Origin of the sequence: Limnobacter sp. UBA3528 (genome assembly GCF_002377005.1) — a bacterium.
Taxonomy (GTDB): domain Bacteria; phylum Pseudomonadota; class Gammaproteobacteria; order Burkholderiales; family Burkholderiaceae_B; genus Limnobacter.
The window spans coordinates 24,380-46,007 of sequence record NZ_DFOZ01000052.1 but is presented as its reverse complement, the minus strand read 5'-3'; the positions used below and the strand labels follow the sequence as shown (position 1 = coordinate 46,007).

Here is a 21,628-nt window from a genome sequence, read left to right as displayed (position 1 = left end):
TTGTCAATCTTTTAAAAAGTATGCAGCATAGGTTCACACGCTATCCTATTGTTTTTGTATATGCTCATTTTCTAGAGCTTGTTTTAACCAATTATTGCGCGAAGTGTCTAAAAGAGCACACTTTAAGAAAAGAGAATTAACAGTTTAGGGCGAACAACATGGTTTCGACAGAAGAGGTGGGGGATATTTTCGTGCTGCGTGTAGACGCAGTTCGACTGGACAGTGCAGTGGGAACCATCATTCGCAATTCGGTGGTGTCCAAGCTGGACGCCACACGAAAATTCGCTTTGGACATTGGGGCCGTCAAACTGGTGGACTCAGGTGGTTTGGGTTCCCTGGTGGCTTTGCTGAAAAACATCACCAATCATCAAGGCAAGCTGGCCTTGGTTGGCATGAACAAATCAGTGCGAATGATGTTTGAGCTGTCGCGCATGGACCGACAGTTTTCCCTGCTGGACGACATGCCCAAGGCCGTTGCCTTTCTGCAGCAGGCTTAATTGATTGTGACGGACCACGACCCCAACAAACTGTTGCCTCGAATTCTGGTTGTTGATGATTCTGTGGTTGAGCGAAATCTCTTCGTTCACATGGTGGCCAAGTGGGGTTATCCGGTTGAGTTTGCGGCAAGCGGTCAAGAAGCCATTGAACTGGTGGAGCGTGATCGCTTCCAATTGGTGTTGGCCGATTGGCAGATGCCCGGCATGCAGGGCACCGAGTTGTGTGTGGCTTTGCGCCAATTGGATTTGGGGCAGTACACCTACATCATTTTGATGTCGGCTCAAAATGATGAAGAGTTTCTCATCAAGGCACTCGATGCCGGCGCAGACGACGTGCTTACCAAACCAGTGGATGGCAATGAGCTGGAAGCGCGCCTGCAGTCGGCAGTTCGTCGAATTGAACTTCAGGCACGGCTGGCTCGCAAAACCGGTGAACTGGTGCGAGCCCACGATGTAATTGCGCAAGACCTCCGTGCGGTGTCCGGCCTTCAACGCAGTTTTCTGCCTGAGGCGCAAAGTCCCTTTCAGGGCTTGAACTACCAGTGGCTGTCTGTGCCGTCCAAGTATGTATCGGGCGATCACCTTCAGGTGTTCGAGCTGCAACGCGATGTGTATGGTTTTTACCTGCTCGACGTGTCCGGCCATGGCATACCTGCCGCAGTCAAGTCCATGCAACTGGTACAAATGTTTGCAGATCGCTCCGCCACCAGCATTGTGTTTGAAGGACGGTTTGGTTCAGATGGTCAACGTTTGGTCTCGCGTCCTCGCGACGTAGTGGCGCGCCTGAACCGTTTGTTTCAGCAAACCGAATCTGATCTTTCCTATTTCACCATGATTTACGGTGTGTTCAACACCGCCAATCGACGGGTGTCCCTGTGCCAGGCTGGCCACCCCTCCCCCTTGCTGTTGTCGGCCGGAAAACAGGCCGAAGTGCTGGGCAGTGGTGGGTACCCTGTCGGATTGTTTGACTTTGATGACTTCGAAGACATTGAGCTGACGCTGGGTGATGACGACTCCCTGATTCTGTATTCCGATGGTGTGACCGAAGTGTTGTCTGCCAGCTCCGAGGCGTTTGGTGAAGAACGCCTGCTTGAGTTTGTCAATCAGCAAAGCACTCAGGGCCGCTGGTCCGATTTGCCCGAACGTATTCAAATGCGTGTTCAGCATTGGGGTGGCTCGGTCATTGCGCAAAAAGGTTTCGAGGATGATGTATCTATCCTGATGCTCGCCCCACGCCCTGGTGTTCTGGATCAATGCGATGTGGTGGATACCGATCGGCAGGTGCCCGAACTGGTGTTTCGACTTCAGGAAATTCAGGAACGTCGGCCTGCATCGCGGCCGGAACAGGTGGGAAAATCGATTGTCATCGTCGACGATTCTCGCAGCTTTTTGAGAATTTTCGAGGCCATGTTGCACAGTTGGGGTTACACCGTGCATTCCGCCAAGAATGGCCATGAAGCGCTGGCTCTGATTGAAAAACACCAGCCCGACTTTGTGCTGACCGATTGGGACATGCCTGGCATGAGCGGCATTGAATTGTGTGAGCAAGTGCGCGCCCAAAAGCAAAATGCCTACACTTACATCATCATGATCACGGGCTACGCCAGTCGCGACGACCTTTTGAACAGCTTGCGTGTGGGCGCAGACGACTTCATGACCAAGCCAGTCAACCCTGGCGAGTTGAAAGTGCGCCTGAAAACTGCCGAGCGAATTGCAGATTTGCACATGGGGCTCGAGCGCAGGCACACTGAACTTAGCCAGCTGTATGAAGCCTTGCAACGCGACATGCGTGAGGTGTCCCGCATCCAGCGGGCCTTGTTGCCCAAAAGCAAACAAGATCCCTGGCCGTTCGCGATTCAAACCATTTATCAGCCGCAAGGCTATGTATGCGGCAAACAAATGGGCTTGCTTGAAACCCAAGCCAACGAGCATGGTTTTTTCATGTTGAACATGGCCGGCCAGGACACAGCCACAGCCTTGCAAACCATGGCATTGGCTCGGTGGTTCTCAATGGCGCGGGCCACACGAGTGCTGTTTCCCGTGGAAGAAACCAGTTCAAAAATTCGGCGTTACCTGGCCAGCCCCGAGCAGGTATTGGCCCAACTCTCAAGCATTTCGCCGTCTCTGAAAGACGAGCCGCCACAATTTGATTTGTTGTACGGTTTGATCAATCTTGATCAAGGCACCCTGCTGGTCGCGGGCATTGGCGAGTGGGCCATGGTCATGGCGCAGCCCGGCTTGGCCCCTGCGTTTTTGGGTACACAGGGCGAACCAGCGCAAGCTTCCGGAGCGGGGCATGTTATTTACCAAGGTGTGATCGTGCCTGGCAGTCGTCTTTATTTTTATCCGCGCGAGTGTGCCAAAACCTTGGGCGTACCCAACGCACAAGTTTGGCAACAATCTGTATTGCTCGATGACACACAGGGGCATGTTCTAACCCGCGAGTTTTCGCGCCTACTCGATTCTGGACGGAAAGAAGAGAGCATCCAGGGCGACCTTTCATTGCTGGGTATTCAGTGGCGTGAAAGTTTTGAAGTCCAGCGCATCACCTTGCAGTCTGCGCGTGTCTCTGAATTGGTCGATGAGTTCGTGCAAGTCGGCCTGGCTCTGCAAGACGAGTTTTCATCGCACGAGCAAGCATTCAAGCTGGGTGAGTTTCTGAATTACACCGCATTTACTGCCGTGGCGGATACCGTCAATATTGGTGTATTAAGCCGAGCCGTGCGGGCCTTTGTCGAAGAACTGGCCTACACCGAGGAGGTTTGTTACAACACGGATCTGGTGGTGTCGGAGGCCTTGACCAACGTCATGTTGCATGGTTTTAAAGACAAACGCCCCGATCCTGCACAGCTCACTGTGCTTGCGTTTCAGCACGGGGTGGGTGTGTTGATTGAAGATCATGGCAGTTGCATTCCCGCCCATGTGCTTGACACGATGCACCACGAGCACTCATTTCAAGACGATCTGAGTTTGGGCGACTTGCCCGAAGGTGGCATGGGTCTGGCCTTCATGCGCATGGTGTCACAACGCTTCGTGTACCAGGCCAAACAGAATCAGCACGGCAATCGCTTGCTTTTGTTGCTGTAAACCTGCAGGTTTATTTCTTGTCTTCGCCTGTGGCGGGGGTGTCCGGTGGTATCCAGCCGGTGGGTTGAAGCGCAGGATTGCTGGGCATTTCCTCAGCCATTTTATCGATCAAACCCACAATTCGTTCATCCACAAACTTGCTGGCGGACTTTTGCAGAGCCCGTGACACTTCCGATTCGATGGCGGTCATGGCCAGCGGGCGAATCTTCCAGATCAGTTGCGCAAGCCTGGGCAATTCTTCTTTGGGTGGCAGGTTGTCGCCGTATTGATCCAGTTCTTTTACAAACAGCGAAACCGCTTGGTCGCAAAAACTTTCAAGGTGCCCACGCAGCGATGCAATCAAATCCAGCAGGTCGAGCAAGGGCAAACCTACACTGGCCATTTCAGCACCGGCATGCAAAATTTTCGGGCTTGGCGCACGGTAACGCAAACCATCGGGTTCTAGCAAACCCAACTCAATTGTTTTGGCCAAGGCGCCACGGCTAAGGCTGGTACCAAACATGGTGGCCAAATGCACGGGGTTGTAGTTCTTCGGAATTTCGTCTGTCCACGGGCTGGTAATCGCATGCGTTAAACCCAGCAGCTGGCGTAGGTCGTAACCCTTGTCAATGGCGTCCAGCATTTCCTGAATGTTGCTCAGGGTGTAACCGCGCCCCAACATTTGCCCAATAAGCTTGAGCCGTGACAAGTGGTCTTCGTTGTAAAAACCCACGCGCCCACGTTTCTCGGGCGGGGCCAACAAACCCCGGTCTTGATAGGCGCGCACATTGCGCACTGTCGTATTGGCGGTGCGCGCCAGTTCGTCAATGGTGAACTCGCGACCCTGCCCACTGGTGGAAGTGTCTTTGTTTGCCGACGATTTTTTGAAGCGGAATGAAACCATTTAAGAATTGTAACCAAATGTGAGAGTATCTAGCCAACCAAGCTTGATGCAGTACGCGATTATGAATAAATCCCTACTTGTAGCGCTGGGCCTTTTCGGCTTGGGCGGCTGGGCCAACGCCCAGGACATTCAAAATAAAACCCTGGATGAAGAAGCACTCCGGGCTTGCCTTTTTCTTGAGGACGACCAACTTCGCCTGCGTTGCTTTGATGATGCCACAGGCAGAAGCCTGGTGGTCAAAGATGGTTCCGCTCCTGAAGCAGCTGCAGCCATTGATGGCGGGCTGTTGTTGTACAAACGCAGCGAAGACACCACCTTGAGCTGGCTGGATCGCCGTTGGGAGCTTGCCCCTTCAGCCAAACGGGGTACCTTCTCCATTCGCCCTTACCAGCCGGTTTACCTGTTGCCGGTGTATCACAACAAATCACCGAACATTCGCCCCACCAGCCCGAACCCCGCCAACACAGTGCAGCCGGGAGACGCACCCGAGAATCTGGACCGCAACGAGTTGAAGTTCCAGCTTAGCCTGAAAACCAAAGTGATGGAAAACATGTTTGGTGACAATGGCGACTTGTGGTTCGGCTACACGCAATCCAGTCGTTGGCAGGTCATGAATCAGGACATCTCCCGCCCATTCCGGGAAACCAACTACGAACCAGAACTGATTTTCACCTGGCGTTCCAGCTGGAGCGAGTTCAGGGAAGCCACGGGTTGGGAGCCACGCTTGCTGGGCTTGAGTCTGAACCATCAGTCCAACGGACGGGCTTTGCCGCTGTCGCGATCCTGGAATCGCTTGATCGGCATGGTCGGGTTTGAGCGCGAGAACACCATGGTTCAATTTCGGCCCTGGTTACGCATTGCCGAAGATGCCGCTGAAGATGACAACCCTGACATCAGCGACTTCATGGGTCGTGGCGACATGCTGCTGGTCCACAAGCACAATGGCCATGAATATTCGCTACTGACCCGGCATAATTTTCGAGGTGGCGATGAGTCTCGGGGGGCGGTTCAGTTCGACTGGGCTTTCCCCCTGACCAGTAATTTGCGTGGCCATTTGCAATACTTCACTGGCTATGGCGAAAGCCTGATTGATTACAATTACAAATCCGATTATTTGGGTGTGGGTTTGTCATTGGTGGGGTGGTATTGAAAGTGTGGTTAAAGCGTGCCTTTGTTGCCGGCCTGTTGTTTGCTGGGGTGGCACAGGCCAATGAGCCTGTTGTTTTTGTGCTGGCCGCCTCCGACAAAGTGGTCGTTTCCAATCCAAAAGGTCAGCAATACAGCGCCCTTCCCACCCAGCGCCTGTTGCATGGTCATACAGTTGCAGTGCCCAAGGGGCAACGTTTTTCAGTGCTGGTGTTGAACACCGGCAACCGCCGGGTGTACAACGGCCCTGCCCAACTCAAGGTGATTGCCGACACTGTTCGCGTGCTCAGTGGGCCTGCTGTAAAAGTGTTTCCAGTCGAACAAGCGCATCTGGATTTGATTGATCAATGGATCAACCTGTATGCCCGCCCGCGCGGTGTGTTGCCGGTTAAAGGTGAGAAAGCTGAAGCGACCGAAGACAAGTCCCTTCGTGTTTTGCGACCCATTGACGGATCGCTGCTATTGACCCGTAACCCGGAATTTGTATTTCAGGGCGACTTGCCTCGGGAAGGCAACTTGATGTTATTTGATTCAAAAGGCAAGCGATTTTGGGTGGAGCCTCTGGAGAGCGAGTATGTGAGCTTGCCGCCTGCTGCCAAATTCGAGTGGGGTCAAAGTTTCACTTGGGAAGTACGGCGCTTGACCGGTGGCCGCGTGGTCAGTGGCAGTTTTCACATTGCCAGTGAAGAAACTGCACGCAGCCTGCTGGAGGCACGGGTGCCAGACACAGCGGGCACCATGCCCGAGGCGAAGTTGTTTTACGGCATGCGCCTGCAACTGGCCAAAGCCTTCAAGGAAGCCAATGAGGTGTGGGAATCTTTGGGCATGGAATTGACCACGCAAGGTCAACCCAGCCGAATTCGTCCTTAGCCGTCCAGTTCTTCCCAACGGGCATACGCTGCCAGCAGTTCATTTTCCAGTTCAACCATGCGGGCTTGAGCTTGAGTGACCACGCTGGCTTCTTGTTGATAAAAATTGGGGTCGCCAATTTTTGCCACCAGTGCTTCCTGTTCCGTTTCCAGTTTCTCGATCAGGGCGGGCAGCATTTCCAGCTCGCGTTGTTCTTTGTAGCCCAGTTTTTTGGTTTTCTTTGCAGGTGTCGCGGGCGCGGCCACTGCGGGGGCTGCAGGTTCAGCCTTCACCTCAAAACGTTCTTTGCCCACATTGGTCCATGGGTCAGTGGTGCGCTGGCGCAACCAGTCGTCATAACCCCCCACGTAATCGCCGACCACACCATTGCCCTCAAACACCAGGCAGCGGGTCACGATCTGGTTCAAAAACTCCCGGTCGTGACTCACCAAAATCAGCGTGCCCTGGTAAGCCATCAGTTTTTCTTCCAGCAATTCCAGCGTTTCAATGTCCAGGTCGTTGGTGGGTTCGTCCAGCACCATCACGTTCGAGGGCGTTGAAAACAACTGCGCCAAAATCAGCCTGGCGCGCTCACCACCCGACAAACTGCGCACGGGTTGGCGGGCACGGTCGGGCGTGAACAAAAAGTCTTGCAAATAGCCGATCACGTGCTTGGCCTGACCGTCAATCGTGATGAATTCCTTGCCAGCACCAATAATTTCAACTGCAGTGTCTTCTTCATTGAACTGGCTGCGCAACTGGTCGAAGTAGGCAATTTCCAGTTTTGTGCCCAACTTGATGTGGCCTGAATCGGGTGGCAACTGCCCCAGTAGTACTTTCAGTGCCGTGGTTTTGCCTATGCCGTTGGGGCCCAGAAAACCGATTTTTTCGCCGCGTAAAATGGTGTTGGTGAAGTTGCGCAAAATTGGCAAGTCACTCAGCTGCTTATTGATGTCGGTTAATTCAGCGACCACTTTGCCGCTGCGCTCCGCTTCCTGCACCTGCACTTTTGCAGTACCCACGACATTGCGGCGGTCAGAAAACTGCTTGCGCATTTCCATCAGGGCGCGCACGCGGCCTTCGTTGCGGGTGCGTCGCGCCTCAATACCACGGCGAATCCACACTTCTTCTTCAGCCAGTTTTTTATCGAACAGCGCATGGGCCTTTTCCTGCGCGTGCATGAATTCAGCTTTGCCCTTCAAGAAACCTTCGTAACCGCCCGACCAGCTTTTTAGCATGCCGCGGTCCAGGTCGCACACCCTTGTGGCCAGCTTGCGCATGAATGAACGGTCGTGGCTGACAAAAATGACTGCACCTTTGAATTGGCGAATCTGCTCTTCCAGCAATTCAATGCTGGGAATGTCCAGGTGGTTGGTTGGTTCATCCAGCAACAGCACATCGGGATTGCTGACCATGGCCTTGGCCAGCATCACCTTGCGCTTCATTCCGCCCGACAACTTGGCAAAGGGCAAATCCGCAGGCAACTTCATGCGGCTCAGCATTTGATCCACTTCACTTTCCAGGTGCCAGCCGTGGTGTTCGCTCAATTCATGTTGGGCTTCTTCAAGCACTTTGGCTTGTGCGGGTGTCAAAGAATCATGATCCAGCGGGCCCAGTGTGCGGCTAATGCTGATGTGCTTGCCCAAAGCGCCAAAGCCTTGCGCTACTACATCAAAAATGGTGTCGTCGTGTTCTTGGGGTACGGCCTGCTCAAGGCAAGTCATGCGCAAACCGTCCTGCTTGATCACCAGGCCATCTTCAGGCGTGGTTTCGCCCGTCAGAATGCGAAACAGTGTACTTTTCCCGGTGCCGTTGCGGCCTACCAGGGCAACGCGCTCACGTTCTTCAATTGAAAAATCAACCTGATCCAGCAGCACCGTCGTACCAATCCGGTACGTGGCGGCTTTTAAACCCAACAACATGTTTATTCCTTTCGTGTTTATTTGGCGGTGGCCAGGCCCAGTGCACAGCACAGGGCTGCATCGGGGGTGAATTGCCAGGCGTTGATGGCTTCAACGCAGGCATTGGGCGTCATTAACTGGAATGCGCCGACCTCGCCATCGCGGTTTTTGGGGCGTCGCCCCGGCTTTAATTGGCCATGAAACAAAATGACTGTTTCGTGATGCCAGCCACCATACAGCAAGGGGCGGCTTAACACCAGTTCATGCGGGGGTAAAGGTTCAATCCAGGCAAAATCGTCTGAATTCAGCCCGGCTTCCTCGTACAGTTCACGCCACAGTGTGCTGTCGACACTTTCGGCGCTGGCAATGCCGCCTGCTGCCAGGTTGTCCAGCATGCCGGGGTTTTCATGCTTGCTCATGGAGCGCACACCCGTCCAAACACAGCCTTTGTGGTTTTTCACGTGAACATGCACGGCGCGGCTGCGAAAACCCAGCGTTTTGAACAAGGCCCGCTCTGCGGTGGCCACTACTTCACCCTGCGAATTCATCACCAGCTGCTCTTCATGCCGCCAGCCATGCACCAGGCCCAAGGCCTGTAGCATGTTGCCAGCGGTGGCCAGCTTGGCACTCAGTACCTGCGGCCCAGTGGTGTGGGTGCACTCAATTCCGTGGTGGGTACCCGTGCAGCTCAGGCCCGCAGCATTGAATACATTCTCGAGGGTTTGTTGGTGTTGCTTGTCCCAATAGCCCAGGTGCTCGCCATTGAGCAGCCACGGGGTAAATTGGTGGGCGGGTGCGCTGGTATTGTCGCGCCAGCGGTTGATGAAGGGTTGGAACTGCACTGGCAAGGCGTTTTGCAACCAGGCTTTGCTTGCGTTAATCATGGCAAGGCCTTCAGGTTTGAATCAATTTTTTGGTGTTTTGAATGCTCATCAAAATACCGGCACCCATGCCCAAAGTCACCATGGCGGTACCCCCGTAACTCATCAGGGGCAGGGGCACGCCTACCACGGGTAAAATACCACTGACCATGCCAATATTGACAAACGCATACGTGAAGAAAATCAAGGCCATGGCACCAGCCATTAGACGAGAAAACAGAGTGGGGGCATTCCCTGCAATGACCAGGCCTCGCACAATCAGGCAGGTGTAAAGCGTCAATAGCACCAGGCAGCCGAGCAGGCCAAACTCCTCAGCAAGCACCGCAAAAATAAAGTCGGTGGTACGTTCGGGAATAAACTCAAGGTGTGTTTGGGTGCCCTGCAAAAAACCTTTGCCGGTAAATCCACCCGAGCCCACGGCCACTGTGGATTGAATAATATGAAAACCCTTGCCAAGTGGGTCTTGTGTGGGGTCTAGCAAGGTGAGCACCCGCTGGCGCTGATAGTCGTGCATCAGTGTCCAGAATAGGGGTAGGCTGGCCAGAAACAATCCAGTGAGCCAGGCCATCACTTTCCATGACAAACCTGCAAAAAAAATGACAAAGAAGCCTGAGCCCAGCACCAGCAAGGCAGTGCCTAGGTCAGGTTGTTTCAAAATCAAAACACCGGGTATGGCCAAAATAATGGATGCCACGGCGAATTCTCGCCAGCCTGATACATTCTCCCGCTGCTGGAAAAACCAGGCCAGCATCAGTGGCATGGCAATCTTCATGATCTCAGAGGGTTGAATCCGGACAAAGCCGAGATTCAGCCAACGTTGCGCGCCTTTTGATATGTCACCAAACAATTCAACAGCAACCAGTAAAACGACACCCACCACGTAAAGCGGCACGGCGATTCGCATCAAAAACTGGGGTTTCAGGTTGGCGGTTACCCACATCACCAAAAATGCAATCAACAAGTTGCGCGAATGATCGATAAATCGACCCTCGAAATCAAATGCAGCGCTGTACTGGGTGATCAGGGCGAACACGACAAGCGACAGCAAAATGGTGCTGAGCACCGGGTCAAACACAGTCAGGAATGGTTTGATGCGTGGCCAAATGGGCTCGCGTTGAATAGCGCGGGTTCGGTTCACGGCCGGGACTCCCTGCTGGTCGTTGGGTTGGCAGTTTGCTCAGACACCTGGGGGGTGGGCAATCCAATTGAGGGGTCGTTCTCCGCTTCAATTTGCCAGTAGGTGTCTAGCACTTTCTTAATGGCTGGCGCGGCCGACTGACTGCCAAATCCACCGTTCTCTACGATTGCAGCCAAGGCAATGCGTGGTTGCTCCATGGGCGAAAAGGCAATAAACCAACCGTGGTCGCGCAGCCGTTCTGCCGAGGCCGCTCGGTCTTTGTAGGTTTCGCCTTGTTTTAGTCCAAACACCTGCGCAGTTCCTGTTTTGCCCGCCACTTCATAGCTTACGTCCTTGAAAACACCCCGGGCCGTGCCTTCGAGTACGGCTCCCCGCATACCCAGCTTGACTGAATCAACATGGCGTTGTTGCAAGTTTAGCTGTTTAAAAGCTTCCAACGGTTTTTCGGTCACCTGGCCGCTGACCGGGTTCTGGAAGGCCCGAACCAGCCGGGGTGTCGCATTCATGCCGCCACTGGCCAGCACCGCTGTGGCATGGGCCAATTGCAATGGTGTGTAATTGTTGTAGCCTTGCCCAATGGCCACAGAAATGGTTTCACCCGAGTACCAGCGTTGTGCTTCGGCTTTTTTGAATGCACCCGCTTTCCATTCCCGAGAGGGCAGCACGCCTGTGCGCTCGCCGTCCAGGTCGATGCCAGTGCGCGATCCAAAACCAAAACGCCCCATGAACTCCGAAATAATGTCGATGCCCATCTCGCTGCCCAGCATGTAGTAGTAGGTGTTGCAAGACTCGGCAATCGACTTGTACATGTCCACCATGCCGTGCCCACCAATTTTGTCATCCATGAACCGGCGTGAACCAAAATCAAAGTAGCCGGGGTCGCGCAGCGTGCTTGATGCGGTGCGAAAGCCTCGTTCCAGTGCGGCCAGGGCCATAAAGGGTTTGAATGTAGAGCCAGGCGGGTAGGTGCCCGCCAAAGGGCGGTTCAGCAAGGGGCGGTCGATGCTTTCATTTAGCAGCTTCCAGTTTTCGGAATCAATGCCTTCCACGAACAGATTGGGATCAAAGCTTGGCGCACTCACCATGGCTAGAATGTCGCCGTTGCGCGGGTCGATCGCCACCAAAGCCCCTCGTTTGCCTTCCAGCGCTTTCTCGGCCGCCTCTTGCAGGCGAATATCGATAGACAACATCAGGTTTTCACCTGGCACTGCGGGTGATCGCGACAGAACACGCACCGCACGGCCACCCGCCGAGGTTTCTACTTCTTCAAAACCGGTACGCCCATGGAGTTGGGTTTCATAGCGCTTTTCCAGGCCGTCTTTGCCAATATAGGCGGTGCCTCGATAGTTGTTGGTTTGGTCCAGTTCTTCGATCCGTTCCTGGTCTCGTGCAGAAATTCGACCGATGTAGCCCAGCAGGTGCGCTGCATGGGGGCCGTAGGGGTACTGGCGAAACAGGCGTGCACGAATTTCCACGCCGGGGAAGCGGAAGCTTTGTACCGCGAAACGCGCCACTTCTTCATCGGTGAGGCGTGTGCGAATCGGAATCGACTCGAATCGTTTTGATTCAGCCCGCAGTTTTTTGAATCGTCTGCGATCCAGTGCTGAAATTTCAACAATCTTGCCCAGCTCATCGATCATTTCGTTGAGATTGTCGATTTTCGAGGGCGTAATTTCGAGCGTGTAAGCAGAGTAATTGTTGGCAAGCACCACACCATTGCGATCCAGAATCAGCCCGCGGTTTGGAACCAGCGGAACAATGGTAATTCGATTGTCTTCGGCTTTGGATTGATATTTGTCGTAGCTGATCACCTGCAACCACAGCAAGCGCGCCACCAACACGAGGAACAACAGCACCACAAAGAGCCCGGCCAGAAACAACCGAAACCGGAACTGTTTGATGGCTTGTTCTGGGTGATTAAACTCGGTCATATCGGACGGTCGTTGTCACGGTTTTCTGGAAGTTTTTGTGGCGCGAGCAGCAAGAACTGTGTGAGCGGCCACAAAGCGGCTGTCAGCACGCTTTCCGAAAATATCCAGGCACCGGGAAATGTGCCGCCGAACATGACCCGAATAGCAACTGTGATCGCTTGCGCGGCCAGCAGCAAGGGAAAAATGTGGGCCGCTTGCATCATTGGAGAAAACCACATCACCCGGCGATGAATGGTGATTGCGAAGTAGGAAAGCAGGGTGTAAGCCAGTGCATGCTCACCGAACACGCTGGCCGAATGCACATCCACTGCTGCGCCGAAGCACCAGGCCACGCCAATACCAATTCGTCGTGGCTGCCGAATATTCCAGAACACCAGTACCAATGCCAAAAGATCGGGTGTGACCCAATTTCGGTCGATGGGTATGAATTTGAACAGCAGGGCTGCCAGCAAGGAGAATGCAATGAACCAGGGGTTCACCGGGCGCAAAATTTCGGAGTTGCCAAATGGATTAATTGCCACTGCCAGCCTCCGTTGTGTTTGGGGGGGTAGGTGTGGTGGCTGGCGCTACGTTCGCAGCAGGCGGGCTTGTTGTCGGTATTGTCGTTGTGGGGGCGGTGCCACTGGGCGTTGGTGCGCTCGCGCCAGGTTGAGCGTCCGTAACAATCTTCTCGCGAAAGGTGTCAAGCACCAGCACAAAACGGTGGCGTTCTACGCCAGCAATGGGTTCACAAAAAATGCTGGCAAAGGCATAACGCGAATTTCGTTCTACTCGAATGACTCTGGCCACCGGAATGCCGCGGGGGTACACCCCGTCCAGTCCGGATGTCACCAAAAGATCGTTGTTTTCAATGTCGGCATTCGCCGCCATGAAGCGGAGTTCGATCAATCCACCGTCCAGCCCGCCATAGGCCACACTGCGGATACCGTTGCGCAGGTTTTCAACTGGAATAATCTGTTCTTTGTCAGTGATCAGGCTGACTTCGGCTCGGCTTGGAAATGCGCGGGTAACCTGGCCCAGCAGGCCCAGTTCATCAATCACCGGCATGCCTTCTTTCACACCCTGAATCAAACCTTTCCCAATAATTATTTTGCGGGAGAATGGGTCGCGCGCGTCGCTGACGATTTCGCTGAGAATGGAGCGTTTTACTTTCAGGGTGTTGCCCACATTCATTAGCTTGCGCAGCTTCTCGTTTTCCTGGCGCAGGGTTTCCAGTTCATGCAGGCGTTGCTTGTCTTGCAGTTGCTCGAGAATCAGGGTTTTGTTTTCAGATTGAAGGGTGTCAAGTGAAGACGCATAATCAACGCCAGCCTGGCTCCATTCGATGGGCAGGCTGGCTATTTTTTGCAGGGGGTAAAGCACGGTACCCACTGCTTTGCGCACCACTTCCATGGCAGCAAATCGTGAATCGAGAAACAACAAACCCACCGAGAGCGCGACAAAAAAGGCCAGCCGCACGCGTGCGGATGGGCCTTGTTTGAACAGCGGTGGTGGTGTGTACTCCATAGGCTTTTAGCCGGTTCAATGCAGGGCTATTTAACAAGCCGGAGTTCGAACCGTTTTACGTTACTTACTCACTGGTGAAAATGGTGCCCAATTTGTCCATGCGTTCCAGAGCCAGGCCACAACCGCGAACCACGCAAGTCAGTGGGTCTTCAGCCACATGCACTGGCAGGCCGGTTTCTTCCATCAGCAGGCGGTCCAGGTCGCGCAACAAGGCGCCACCACCGGTAAGCATCATGCCGCGTTCTGCAATGTCAGCACCCAGCTCGGGGGGTGTTTGTTCAAGTGCAGATTTAACTGCGGACACAATCGCATTCAGTGGTTCGGTCAGAGCTTCCAGAATTTCATTCGATGAAATCGTGAAGCGGCGAGGAATGCCCTCGGACAAGTTGCGGCCAGTCACTTCCATGTCTTTCACTTCAGAGCCGGGGAAGGCTGAACCAATTTGTTTCTTGATCGCTTCAGCAGTGGGTTCGCCGATCATCATGCCGTAGTTGCGGCGAATGTAACTGATAATGGCCTCGTCAAACTTGTCGCCACCCACACGCACGCTGCCGGCGTACACCATGCCGCCCAGGGAAATAATGCCCACCTCGGTGGTGCCGCCTCCAATGTCGACGACCATGGAGCCTGATGCCTCAGACACCGGCAAGCCAGCACCGATTGCAGCCGCCATGGGTTCTTCAATCAGGTAAACCTGGGACGCTCCTGCACCCAATGCGCTTTCACGAATGGCGCGGCGTTCAACTTGCGTAGACCCGCAGGGCACGCAAATGATTATTCTGGGGCTGGGTGAAAACAGACGGCTTTCGTGAACCATCTTGATAAATTGCTTGAGCATTTGCTCAGTCACGGTGAAGTCGGCGATCACGCCGTCTTTCATGGGGCGAATGGCCTCGATGTTACCCGGTACTTTGCCCAACATTTGTTTGGCTTCCAGGCCAACCGCGGTGATGGTTTTTTTACCGTTGGGGCCGCCTTCCTGACGAATGGCAACCACAGAGGGCTCGTCGAGAACGATGCCTTTGGTGCGGGCGTAAATTAGCGTGTTGGCCGTGCCCAAATCAATGGCCAAATCGTTTGATAAGTAGCTGCGTAGAAACCCAAACATGGTGATGTTCTAACCTGTGTTGTGTAGTTGGAGAGCTGCCAAGCCCGCGAAGCTCAAAGTTGTCTAGAAGTTGTCCGGTTCGCCACTATTTATGGGACTTCACTTGTCAAGTGGCGTAGCTACCGATGATAACCTATAAAATAAGCAGACTTTGAACAACACAGACTTTCACCAAGCGGCTTTTGCATCATTTAGAAGCGATGCTCAGGCCTGCTGGTCGGCGGAGAAAATTTATGTCCCTTGATTCCGGACAAATTGCAAAAATTGCGGCCTTGTCGCGCTTGAAAGTGGCGCCTGAGCAAGCCCAGGCCCTTGAGCAACAATTGAACAACATCATGCAACTGGCCGATCGTTTGAGCAGTGAAAACACCGAAGGCGTAGAGCCCTTGGCGCATCCCATCTCACTGATTCAGCCCATCGCATTGCGTTTGCGCGAAGATGCCGTAACTGAAGCTGACAACCGCGCCGCCAATATGGCCAACGCGCCAGCGGCCGAGAAAGGTTTGTTTTTGGTGCCCAAGGTAATTGAGTAGTTGTTCATTGAAAAGTTGTACCCCCTAATTTTGCAAATCTGACATTGGAATGTGGTTTTAAGCATGTCTTCCAAACTTCAAAGTATTTCCACGCTTCGCACCTTGCTTGACGAGAGAAAGGCGAGTGCCACTGAACTGGCCCAAGAAGCCCTGCGCGAAGCGGGCCAGCAATCCAGGTTGAACGCATTCGTGGATATTCGCGATGACCTCACCCTTGAACAAGCCAAGGCCGCGGATGCGCGTTTGGCTGCAGGTGAAACAAGCGCCTTGCTGGGCATTCCCACAGCGCACAAAGACATTTTCGTGACCAAGGGCTGGACCAGCACAGCAGGCTCGAAAATGCTGGCGGGTTACCAAAGTCCCTTTGACGCGGAGGTGGTGTCGCGCTTGAATGCCGCAGGTACGGTGAGCATCGGCAAACTGAACTGCGATGAATTCGCCATGGGTTCATCGAATGAAAAAAGTGCCTATGGTCCTTGCCTGAACCCTTGGGACACTCTGGCTGTGCCCGGTGGTTCGTCTGGCGGTTCAGCTGTGGCGGTGGCTGCAGGTGTAGTGCCATTCTCAACAGGTACCGACACCGGTGGCTCAATTCGCCAGCCTGCGTCACTGTGTGGCATCACCGGCATCAAGCCCACCTACGGCAGTTGCAGTCGCTTCGGCATGATTGCTTACGCAAGCAGCCTGGACCAGGCCGGCCCCATGGCCCACAGTGCCCGCGATTGCGCTTTGGTGCTCAACGCCATGGTGGGTTTCGACGCGAAAGACAGCACCAGCGTGCAGCGCCCCGCAGTTTCTCAAGGCGTGAATGAAGACTTCACCGTTGGCTTTGGAAAGCCCCTTCGCACCGGTGATGCTGCAAAGCCGCTGGCAGGCGTGCGCGTAGGTTTACCCACAGAGTTTTTTGGTGAGGGTTTAGCCCCCGATGTGCGTGCCCCAATCGATGCGGCATTAAAGCAGCTCGAATCCATGGGCGCCACACTGGTGACCATCAGCTTGCCTCGCACTGAATTGTCCATTCCAGCTTATTACGTGATTGCGCCTGCCGAAGCCAGTTCAAACCTGTCTCGTTTTGATGGGGTGCGATATGGTCACCGCGCGGCCGACTACACCGATCTGAAATCCATGTACGAGAATTCTCGCAGTGAAGGCTTCGGTCTTGAAGTGCAGCGGCGCATCATGGTGGGTGCGTATGTGCTCTCACATGGTTATTACGATGCGTATTACCTGCAGGCCCAGAAAATTCGCCGCTTGATCGCTCAAGATTTTCAGGCTGCTTTCCAACAGTGCGATTTCATTGCTGGCCCAGTAAGCCCAACGGTGGCTTGGAATCTGGGCGAGAAATCTGCCGATCCGGTGCAGATGTACCTTGCCGATATTTACACGCTGAGCACAAGTTTGGCTGGCTTGCCCGGCATGAGCGTGCCAGTGGGCTTTGGCGATAAAAATCGCCCCGTGGGCATGCAGCTGATTGGCAACTATTTCAAGGAAGGGGAATTGCTGGCCTTGGCTGACCATTACCAAACCGCCACCGATTGGCACCTTCGTACTCCATCTTAAAAGGATCGCACCATGCAATGGGAAATTGTGGTGGGTCTTGAAACCCACACCCAGTTAACAACTGAATCGAAAATTTTCTCCGGCGCCAGCACTGCATTTGGAGCCGAGCCCAATGCCCAAGCCTGTGCTGTGGATTTGGCACTGCCTGGTGTGTTGCCCGTGATGAACAAAGCGGCAGTTCAGCGCGCCATTCAGTTTGGTCTCGCGGTGGGCGCCAAGGTGGCCGAGCATTCCGTGTTCGCCCGCAAAAACTATTTCTATCCCGATTTGCCCAAGGGCTATCAAATCAGTCAGTTTGAAATTCCAGTGGTGCAGGGCGGTACGGTCAGCTTTTTGCTGGGCGACCAAATGAAAACAGTGCGCCTTGTTCGTGCGCATCTTGAAGAAGACGCGGGCAAAAGCCTGCACGAAGATTTCGCCGGCCAATCCGGGATCGACTTGAACCGCGCAGGCACGCCCTTGCTTGAAATTGTGACTGAACCTGACATGCGTTCGGCCGAAGAAGCAGTTGCCTACGCCAAAACCTTGCACACACTGGTTACGTGGCTTGGTATTTGCGATGGCAATATGCAGGAAGGCAGCTTCCGCTGCGACGCCAACGTGTCGGTTCGCCCAAAAGGCGAAAGCAAGCTGGGCACCCGTTGTGAAATCAAAAACCTGAACAGCTTCAAGTTTTTGCAAGCCGCCATTCTGTATGAAGCGCAGCGCCAAATCGAAATCATCGAAGATGGTGGTGTGATCAAGCAGGAAACCCGACTTTACGACCCGGATCGTAACGAAACCCGGTCCATGCGCAGCAAGGAAGATTCGGAAGACTACCGTTATTTCCCAGATCCCGACCTGCCTCCCTTGGTGATTTCGCCGGAATGGGTAGAGCAAGTTCGTGCCGAAATGCCCGAATTACCAGGCCAAAAGCAGGCGCGTTACACCGCTGACTTGGGTTTGAGTGAATACGATGCGGTTACGCTTACAGGCAGCCGCGCAATGACCAATTTTTTCGAGGCAGCGCTGGTTGCCGCAGGCAATGACAAAGCCAAGCCCTTGGCCAACTGGTTGCTGGGCGAGTTCTCAGCCAATTTGAATCGCGACGACAAAACACCAGCCGAGTCGCCGATTACACCGGTGTTGATGGCGGCTTTGGTGAAGCGCGTGGTGGACGGCACTTTGAACAACAAAACTGCGAAAGTGGTGTTTGCCGCCTTGTGGGAAGGCAAATATAGCGACGTGGATGCATGTATCAAAGGCGAGGGTTTGGAACAAATTTCCGACTCGGGTGCTGTTGAAAAAATGATCGACGACGTGTTGGCCGCGCATCCTGGGCCAGTGGCCGAGTACAAGGCTGGTAAGGAGGCGTCATTTAACTTCCTGGTGGGCCAGATCATGCGGGCAGCGCGTGGTAAGGCCAACCCGGCGCAGGTGAATGAGATTCTGAAAGCGAAGTTGAGTGTCTGAGTTTTCAGTCAACTCGGCAGTGGGTTTGCCTGAATCATCAGTCCTATTGATCGGTCTTGTTACAACGGGTGGTCGTAATCCGCAATCAACGGCGCATGGTCTGAAAACTTCTGGCCCTTGTACACGCTCACTTCCCGAATCGAATCGCGCAGCGCGGGGCTGACCATCTGGTAATCAATTCGCCACCCCACATTCTTGGCATACGCCTGCCCTCGGTTGCTCCACCAGGTGTAGCAGCCGTCGGTTTCTTCGGGATACAACACGCGGTAAGCGTCGATCCAGCCGCGCTTGTTGATCACGTCACCGATCCAGGCACGTTCCTCTGGCGTAAAACCACTGTTTTTCAGATTGCCCTTCCAGTTTTTCAGATCAATTTCCTGGTGGGCAATATTCCAGTCACCACACAGAACAACAGGTTTCTTCTTGCTTTCAAATTCGTCGAAAATTTCAGCAAAATGCTCTAAAAACCTGAATTTTGCCTCTTGCCTCTCTTCTGAGCTGCTGCCGGACGGAAAGTAGATCGACGAAACAATCATGTTCTCGAATTCTGCTGTGACCATGCGTCCTTCTGCATCGAATTCGGCGTTATTCAGGCCATAAATCACGTCAATTGGTTCTACTTTGCAGTAAAGTCCCACGCCGCTGTAACCTTTTTTCTCCGCAGCCTGAAAGTAGCCTTTGTACGCACCGGGTTGCAAATGCTCGGGACCAAGATCAGCCAAGTGGGCCTTAATCTCTTGCACGCACACCACGTCGGCCTGGCTTTGGTTCATCCAGTCGAAAAACCCTTTTGTGTGGGCAGAACGAATTCCATTCAGATTTGCTGAGATAATGCGGGTCATTGTGTGCAGTCAGTTTTTTAGGGATTGATCGTGGTCGATTCAAATCAAAATTTGCAGGTTCTTTCCGACCAGTTTTTGCAGTTTGCGGTCGAAAAGCAGGTGTTGCGCTTTGGCGAATTCAAAACCAAGGCGGGAAGAATGTCGCCGTATTTTTTCAATGCGGGTTTGTTCAACACGGGTTCTTCGTTGCAAAAGCTAAGTGAATTTTACGCACAAACCTTGCTCGAACAAACCGCTGAGCGGGGAATTCAGTTCGACATGTTGTTTGGCCCTGCCTACAAAGGCATTCCTTTGGTGGCGGGTACCACCATGGAAATGGCCCGCCGTGGTCGCGACGTACCTTATGCCTTCAATCGCAAGGAAGCCAAAGACCATGGTGAAGGTGGCTCCCTTGTGGGTGCGCCGCTGGAAGGTCGGGTTGTTATTGTCGATGACGTTATTTCGGCAGGAACATCGGTGCGCGAGTCGGTTGAGATCATTCGTGCCAATGGCGCCGAACCTGCGGCGGTCTTGATCGCTCTGGATCGTATGGAGAAAGGCATGCGTGACGGGCAAGACACCCAGCATTCCGCCGTTCAGGAAGTGGAACAACTGTACGGGATCCCGGTGTTGGCCATTGCCAATCTGCAAGACCTGTTGCGCTACTTGCTTACCCGCCAGGCGGCTAATGTTCGCCTTGCCGGCTGGTACGAGAAAGTGAAGGAATATCGCAGCCGTTACGGCGTGTAAGGCCACACACAAAAAAAGCCGCACCATTGAATAACCGGTGCGGCTTTTTTACAAATCAAATCAACTTACAAAACGACTGAAACCAATTCATGCCCAGACAGAGCGCGGTAAATATTGTCCAGTTCGTCTTGGTTGTTCACATAAACATTACAGGTTAGGCTCAAGTAGTTGCCTTTGCTGCTGGGGCGCATGTCCACGCCTGCCACATCAAATCCTGGGCTCATGCTGAGCAACAAATCACAAATGACTTGAGAAAACTCCGGCACATTCTTTCCCATCACCTTGATGGGGAAATGTGTCGGAAATTCAATCAAGCTTTTTTTGTCGTCACCGGGTGTTGCTGTGTTCATTGTTTACTCTTCAAACCACAATTTGGCGGAGTCCACCATGCGGCCAAACAAGCCAGCCTCTTCAACCGTAGACAAGGCCAGCAATGGAACTGTACCAATCGTTTCGCCGTTTAGTGTCAGCTTCAACTTTCCCAGTTCGGTTCCAGCTGGAATTGGGGCGATCAGGGTGCCTTTTTTCTCAACTGTGGCTTTCAATTGTTTGGCCATGCCGCGTGGCACGTTGATCAACAGGTCTTTGTTCACGCCCAGCTTCACTTCCTTGGCTTGTCCTTTGTAAACTTCGCTGGTGCTGATGGCTTGTTTGGCTGAATACAGCTTCACTGTTTCGAACATCTGATAGCCATAATTCATCAACTTCAGGCTTTCCTGGGTGCGCGCCTGGTCTGATGTGGTGCCCAGCACCACCGACAGCAGGCGACGATTCACCCCGTTGGGCAATGTGCGATTGGCCGAGCTGACCAAGCAATAGCCAGCTGATTCAGTGTGGCCGGTTTTCATACCGTCTACGGATGGGTCAATCCACAGCAGGCGGTTGCGGTTCGGTTGGCGAATGCCGTTGTACGTGTATTCCTTGGTGGAATACATTTTCTTGTAGTACTCGGGGAAGTCGGTGATGATTCGCTTGGCCAGAATGCCCAAATCTCGTGCCGTGGTGTAGTGCTGTGGGTCGGGCAAACCCGTGGAGTTTTTGAAATTCGTGTCAGTCAAGCCCAGTCGCTTGGCTTGCTGGTTCATCAGCGTTGCAAAATTGTTTTCATCACCAGCCAGCAGTTCTGCAATCGCACGGCTTGCATCGTTGCCTGATTGCACAATGACACCATATAGCAGCTCTTCAACTGTCACAGGCTTGTTTGGCTCGATAAACATGCGCGAGCCTTCGGCCTTCCAGGCATAGGGTGACACTGGTACTTGCTGATCCATGCGAATTTGTTTGCTTTCAAGTGCAGCAAAAGCCATGTAGGCGGTCATCAGTTTGGTCAGTGATGCGGGGTCGAGGCGTTCGCGGCTGTTGAATTCGGCCAGAGTCTGACCAGTGGTCAGATCGAGCAGCATGTAGCCTTTTGCACCGATTTCCGGTGGAGGTGGCATCACACTGGATTGGGCAGCCGCCTGCGTGGCAACTCCGATACCTAGACCCAGAACCAACGAGAGTTGACCCACATGGCGTTTGAATCGGGAAATTCCTGAATTAAACAAGTAAAAAGCTCCTGTACTAGAAATGGGTGAGGAAACTG

19 protein-coding genes are annotated in these 21,628 nt (G+C 53.6%); 8 read left to right on the top strand and 11 right to left on the bottom strand.

Annotated features, from left to right (window positions below; all coding sequences use genetic code 11):
* Positions 1–158 precede the first annotated feature (158 nt).
* Entirely contained in the window at positions 159–497 is a 339-nt protein-coding gene (locus tag B4N58_RS14050) for an STAS domain-containing protein (protein WP_291750437.1), read from the top strand.
* Positions 498–503: 6 nt separating this feature from the next.
* Positions 504–3,584, top strand: coding sequence for a response regulator (locus B4N58_RS14045; protein WP_291750462.1), 3,081 nt, complete (start codon positions 504–506; stop codon positions 3,582–3,584).
* A gap of 10 nt (positions 3,585–3,594) precedes the next feature.
* Here B4N58_RS14045 and B4N58_RS14040 read toward each other — a convergent pair whose 3' ends face one another.
* Positions 3,595–4,467 carry a MerR family transcriptional regulator gene (locus tag B4N58_RS14040; protein WP_291750436.1) on the bottom strand — a complete coding sequence of 291 codons (873 nt, stop codon included), beginning with the start codon at positions 4,465–4,467 and terminating at the stop codon, positions 3,595–3,597.
* Positions 4,468–4,528: 61 nt separating this feature from the next.
* Here B4N58_RS14040 and B4N58_RS14035 point away from each other — a divergent pair, with 61 nt between their 5' ends.
* Both B4N58_RS14035 and B4N58_RS14030 read left to right on the top strand, forming a co-directional pair.
* Positions 4,529–5,617: a phospholipase A gene (locus tag B4N58_RS14035; RefSeq protein ID WP_291750435.1), complete on the top strand. Its 1,089-nt coding sequence runs from the start codon at positions 4,529–4,531 to the stop codon at positions 5,615–5,617.
* Positions 5,614–6,483 carry a hypothetical protein gene (locus B4N58_RS14030; protein WP_291750434.1) on the top strand — a complete coding sequence of 290 codons (870 nt, stop codon included), beginning with the start codon at positions 5,614–5,616 and terminating at the stop codon, positions 6,481–6,483. The genes B4N58_RS14035 and B4N58_RS14030 overlap by 4 nt, the downstream gene beginning before the upstream one ends.
* Here the strand turns inward: B4N58_RS14030 and B4N58_RS14025 are convergent.
* The 7 genes from B4N58_RS14025 to B4N58_RS13995 form a co-directional block, all read right to left on the bottom strand.
* Positions 6,480–8,384, bottom strand: coding sequence for an ATP-binding cassette domain-containing protein (locus B4N58_RS14025; protein ID WP_291750433.1), 1,905 nt, complete (start codon positions 8,382–8,384; stop codon positions 6,480–6,482). The two genes, B4N58_RS14030 and B4N58_RS14025, sit on opposite strands and share 4 nt — an antisense overlap.
* Before the next feature lie 17 nt (positions 8,385–8,401).
* A complete protein-coding gene (locus B4N58_RS14020; RefSeq protein ID WP_291750432.1) occupies positions 8,402–9,247 on the bottom strand; it encodes an NUDIX hydrolase in 846 nt (281 codons plus the stop codon).
* 10 nt (positions 9,248–9,257) lie between these two features.
* A complete protein-coding gene (gene rodA / locus B4N58_RS14015; RefSeq protein ID WP_291750431.1) occupies positions 9,258–10,382 on the bottom strand; it encodes a rod shape-determining protein RodA in 1,125 nt (374 codons plus the stop codon).
* On the bottom strand, positions 10,379–12,313 hold the full coding sequence (mrdA, locus tag B4N58_RS14010; protein ID WP_291750430.1) for a penicillin-binding protein 2: 1,935 nt from the start codon (positions 12,311–12,313) through the stop codon (positions 10,379–10,381). Before mrdA ends, rodA begins: the two co-directional genes overlap by 4 nt.
* Entirely contained in the window at positions 12,310–12,834 is a 525-nt protein-coding gene (gene mreD, locus B4N58_RS14005) for a rod shape-determining protein MreD (RefSeq protein ID WP_008248082.1), read from the bottom strand. Before mreD ends, mrdA begins: the two co-directional genes overlap by 4 nt.
* Positions 12,824–13,819, bottom strand: coding sequence for a rod shape-determining protein MreC (gene mreC, locus B4N58_RS14000; RefSeq protein WP_008248081.1), 996 nt, complete (start codon positions 13,817–13,819; stop codon positions 12,824–12,826). The genes mreD and mreC overlap by 11 nt, the downstream gene beginning before the upstream one ends.
* A gap of 64 nt (positions 13,820–13,883) precedes the next feature.
* Positions 13,884–14,927 carry a rod shape-determining protein gene (locus B4N58_RS13995; RefSeq protein ID WP_008248080.1) on the bottom strand — a complete coding sequence of 348 codons (1,044 nt, stop codon included), beginning with the start codon at positions 14,925–14,927 and terminating at the stop codon, positions 13,884–13,886.
* 233 nt (positions 14,928–15,160) lie between these two features.
* Here B4N58_RS13995 and gatC point away from each other — a divergent pair, with 233 nt between their 5' ends.
* From gatC to gatB, 3 genes are all read left to right on the top strand, one after another.
* Positions 15,161–15,460: an Asp-tRNA(Asn)/Glu-tRNA(Gln) amidotransferase subunit GatC gene (gene gatC / locus B4N58_RS13990; protein WP_008248079.1), complete on the top strand. Its 300-nt coding sequence runs from the start codon at positions 15,161–15,163 to the stop codon at positions 15,458–15,460.
* 63 nt (positions 15,461–15,523) lie between these two features.
* Positions 15,524–17,020, top strand: coding sequence for an Asp-tRNA(Asn)/Glu-tRNA(Gln) amidotransferase subunit GatA (gatA, locus tag B4N58_RS13985; RefSeq protein ID WP_291750429.1), 1,497 nt, complete (start codon positions 15,524–15,526; stop codon positions 17,018–17,020).
* A gap of 12 nt (positions 17,021–17,032) precedes the next feature.
* Positions 17,033–18,472, top strand: coding sequence for an Asp-tRNA(Asn)/Glu-tRNA(Gln) amidotransferase subunit GatB (gene gatB, locus B4N58_RS13980; RefSeq protein ID WP_291750428.1), 1,440 nt, complete (start codon positions 17,033–17,035; stop codon positions 18,470–18,472).
* A gap of 59 nt (positions 18,473–18,531) precedes the next feature.
* Here gatB and B4N58_RS13975 read toward each other — a convergent pair whose 3' ends face one another.
* On the bottom strand, positions 18,532–19,314 hold the full coding sequence (locus B4N58_RS13975; protein ID WP_008248076.1) for an exodeoxyribonuclease III: 783 nt from the start codon (positions 19,312–19,314) through the stop codon (positions 18,532–18,534).
* Positions 19,315–19,338: 24 nt separating this feature from the next.
* Between B4N58_RS13975 and pyrE the strand changes: the two genes are divergently transcribed.
* On the top strand, positions 19,339–20,043 hold the full coding sequence (pyrE, locus tag B4N58_RS13970; RefSeq protein WP_008248074.1) for an orotate phosphoribosyltransferase: 705 nt from the start codon (positions 19,339–19,341) through the stop codon (positions 20,041–20,043).
* Between the two features lie 65 nt (positions 20,044–20,108).
* Here the strand turns inward: pyrE and B4N58_RS13965 are convergent, their stop codons facing one another.
* Both B4N58_RS13965 and B4N58_RS13960 read right to left on the bottom strand, forming a co-directional pair.
* Entirely contained in the window at positions 20,109–20,393 is a 285-nt protein-coding gene (locus B4N58_RS13965) for a YbeD family protein (RefSeq protein ID WP_008248072.1), read from the bottom strand.
* 3 nt (positions 20,394–20,396) lie between these two features.
* Positions 20,397–21,590 carry a D-alanyl-D-alanine carboxypeptidase family protein gene (locus B4N58_RS13960; protein WP_291750427.1) on the bottom strand — a complete coding sequence of 398 codons (1,194 nt, stop codon included), beginning with the start codon at positions 21,588–21,590 and terminating at the stop codon, positions 20,397–20,399.
* Positions 21,591–21,628 lie beyond the last annotated feature (38 nt).

Coding starts and splice junctions, on each gene's coding strand:
- gatA (WP_291750429.1), top strand. CDS start 15,524: ATGTCTTCCAAACTTCAAAGTATTTCCACGCTTCGCACCTTGCTTGAC.
- B4N58_RS14035 (WP_291750435.1), top strand. CDS start 4,529: ATGAATAAATCCCTACTTGTAGCGCTGGGCCTTTTCGGCTTGGGCGGC.
- B4N58_RS14025 (WP_291750433.1), bottom strand. CDS start 8,384: ATGTTGTTGGGTTTAAAAGCCGCCACGTACCGGATTGGTACGACGGTG.
- mreC (WP_008248081.1), bottom strand. CDS start 13,819: ATGGAGTACACACCACCACCGCTGTTCAAACAAGGCCCATCCGCACGC.
- B4N58_RS13995 (WP_008248080.1), bottom strand. CDS start 14,927: ATGTTTGGGTTTCTACGCAGCTACTTATCAAACGATTTGGCCATTGAT.
- gatB (WP_291750428.1), top strand. CDS start 17,033: ATGCAATGGGAAATTGTGGTGGGTCTTGAAACCCACACCCAGTTAACA.
- B4N58_RS13975 (WP_008248076.1), bottom strand. CDS start 19,314: ATGACCCGCATTATCTCAGCAAATCTGAATGGAATTCGTTCTGCCCAC.
- B4N58_RS13965 (WP_008248072.1), bottom strand. CDS start 20,393: ATGAACACAGCAACACCCGGTGACGACAAAAAAAGCTTGATTGAATTT.
- B4N58_RS14040 (WP_291750436.1), bottom strand. CDS start 4,467: ATGGTTTCATTCCGCTTCAAAAAATCGTCGGCAAACAAAGACACTTCC.
- B4N58_RS14050 (WP_291750437.1), top strand. CDS start 159: ATGGTTTCGACAGAAGAGGTGGGGGATATTTTCGTGCTGCGTGTAGAC.
- B4N58_RS14020 (WP_291750432.1), bottom strand. CDS start 9,247: ATGATTAACGCAAGCAAAGCCTGGTTGCAAAACGCCTTGCCAGTGCAG.
- gatC (WP_008248079.1), top strand. CDS start 15,161: ATGTCCCTTGATTCCGGACAAATTGCAAAAATTGCGGCCTTGTCGCGC.
- mrdA (WP_291750430.1), bottom strand. CDS start 12,313: ATGACCGAGTTTAATCACCCAGAACAAGCCATCAAACAGTTCCGGTTT.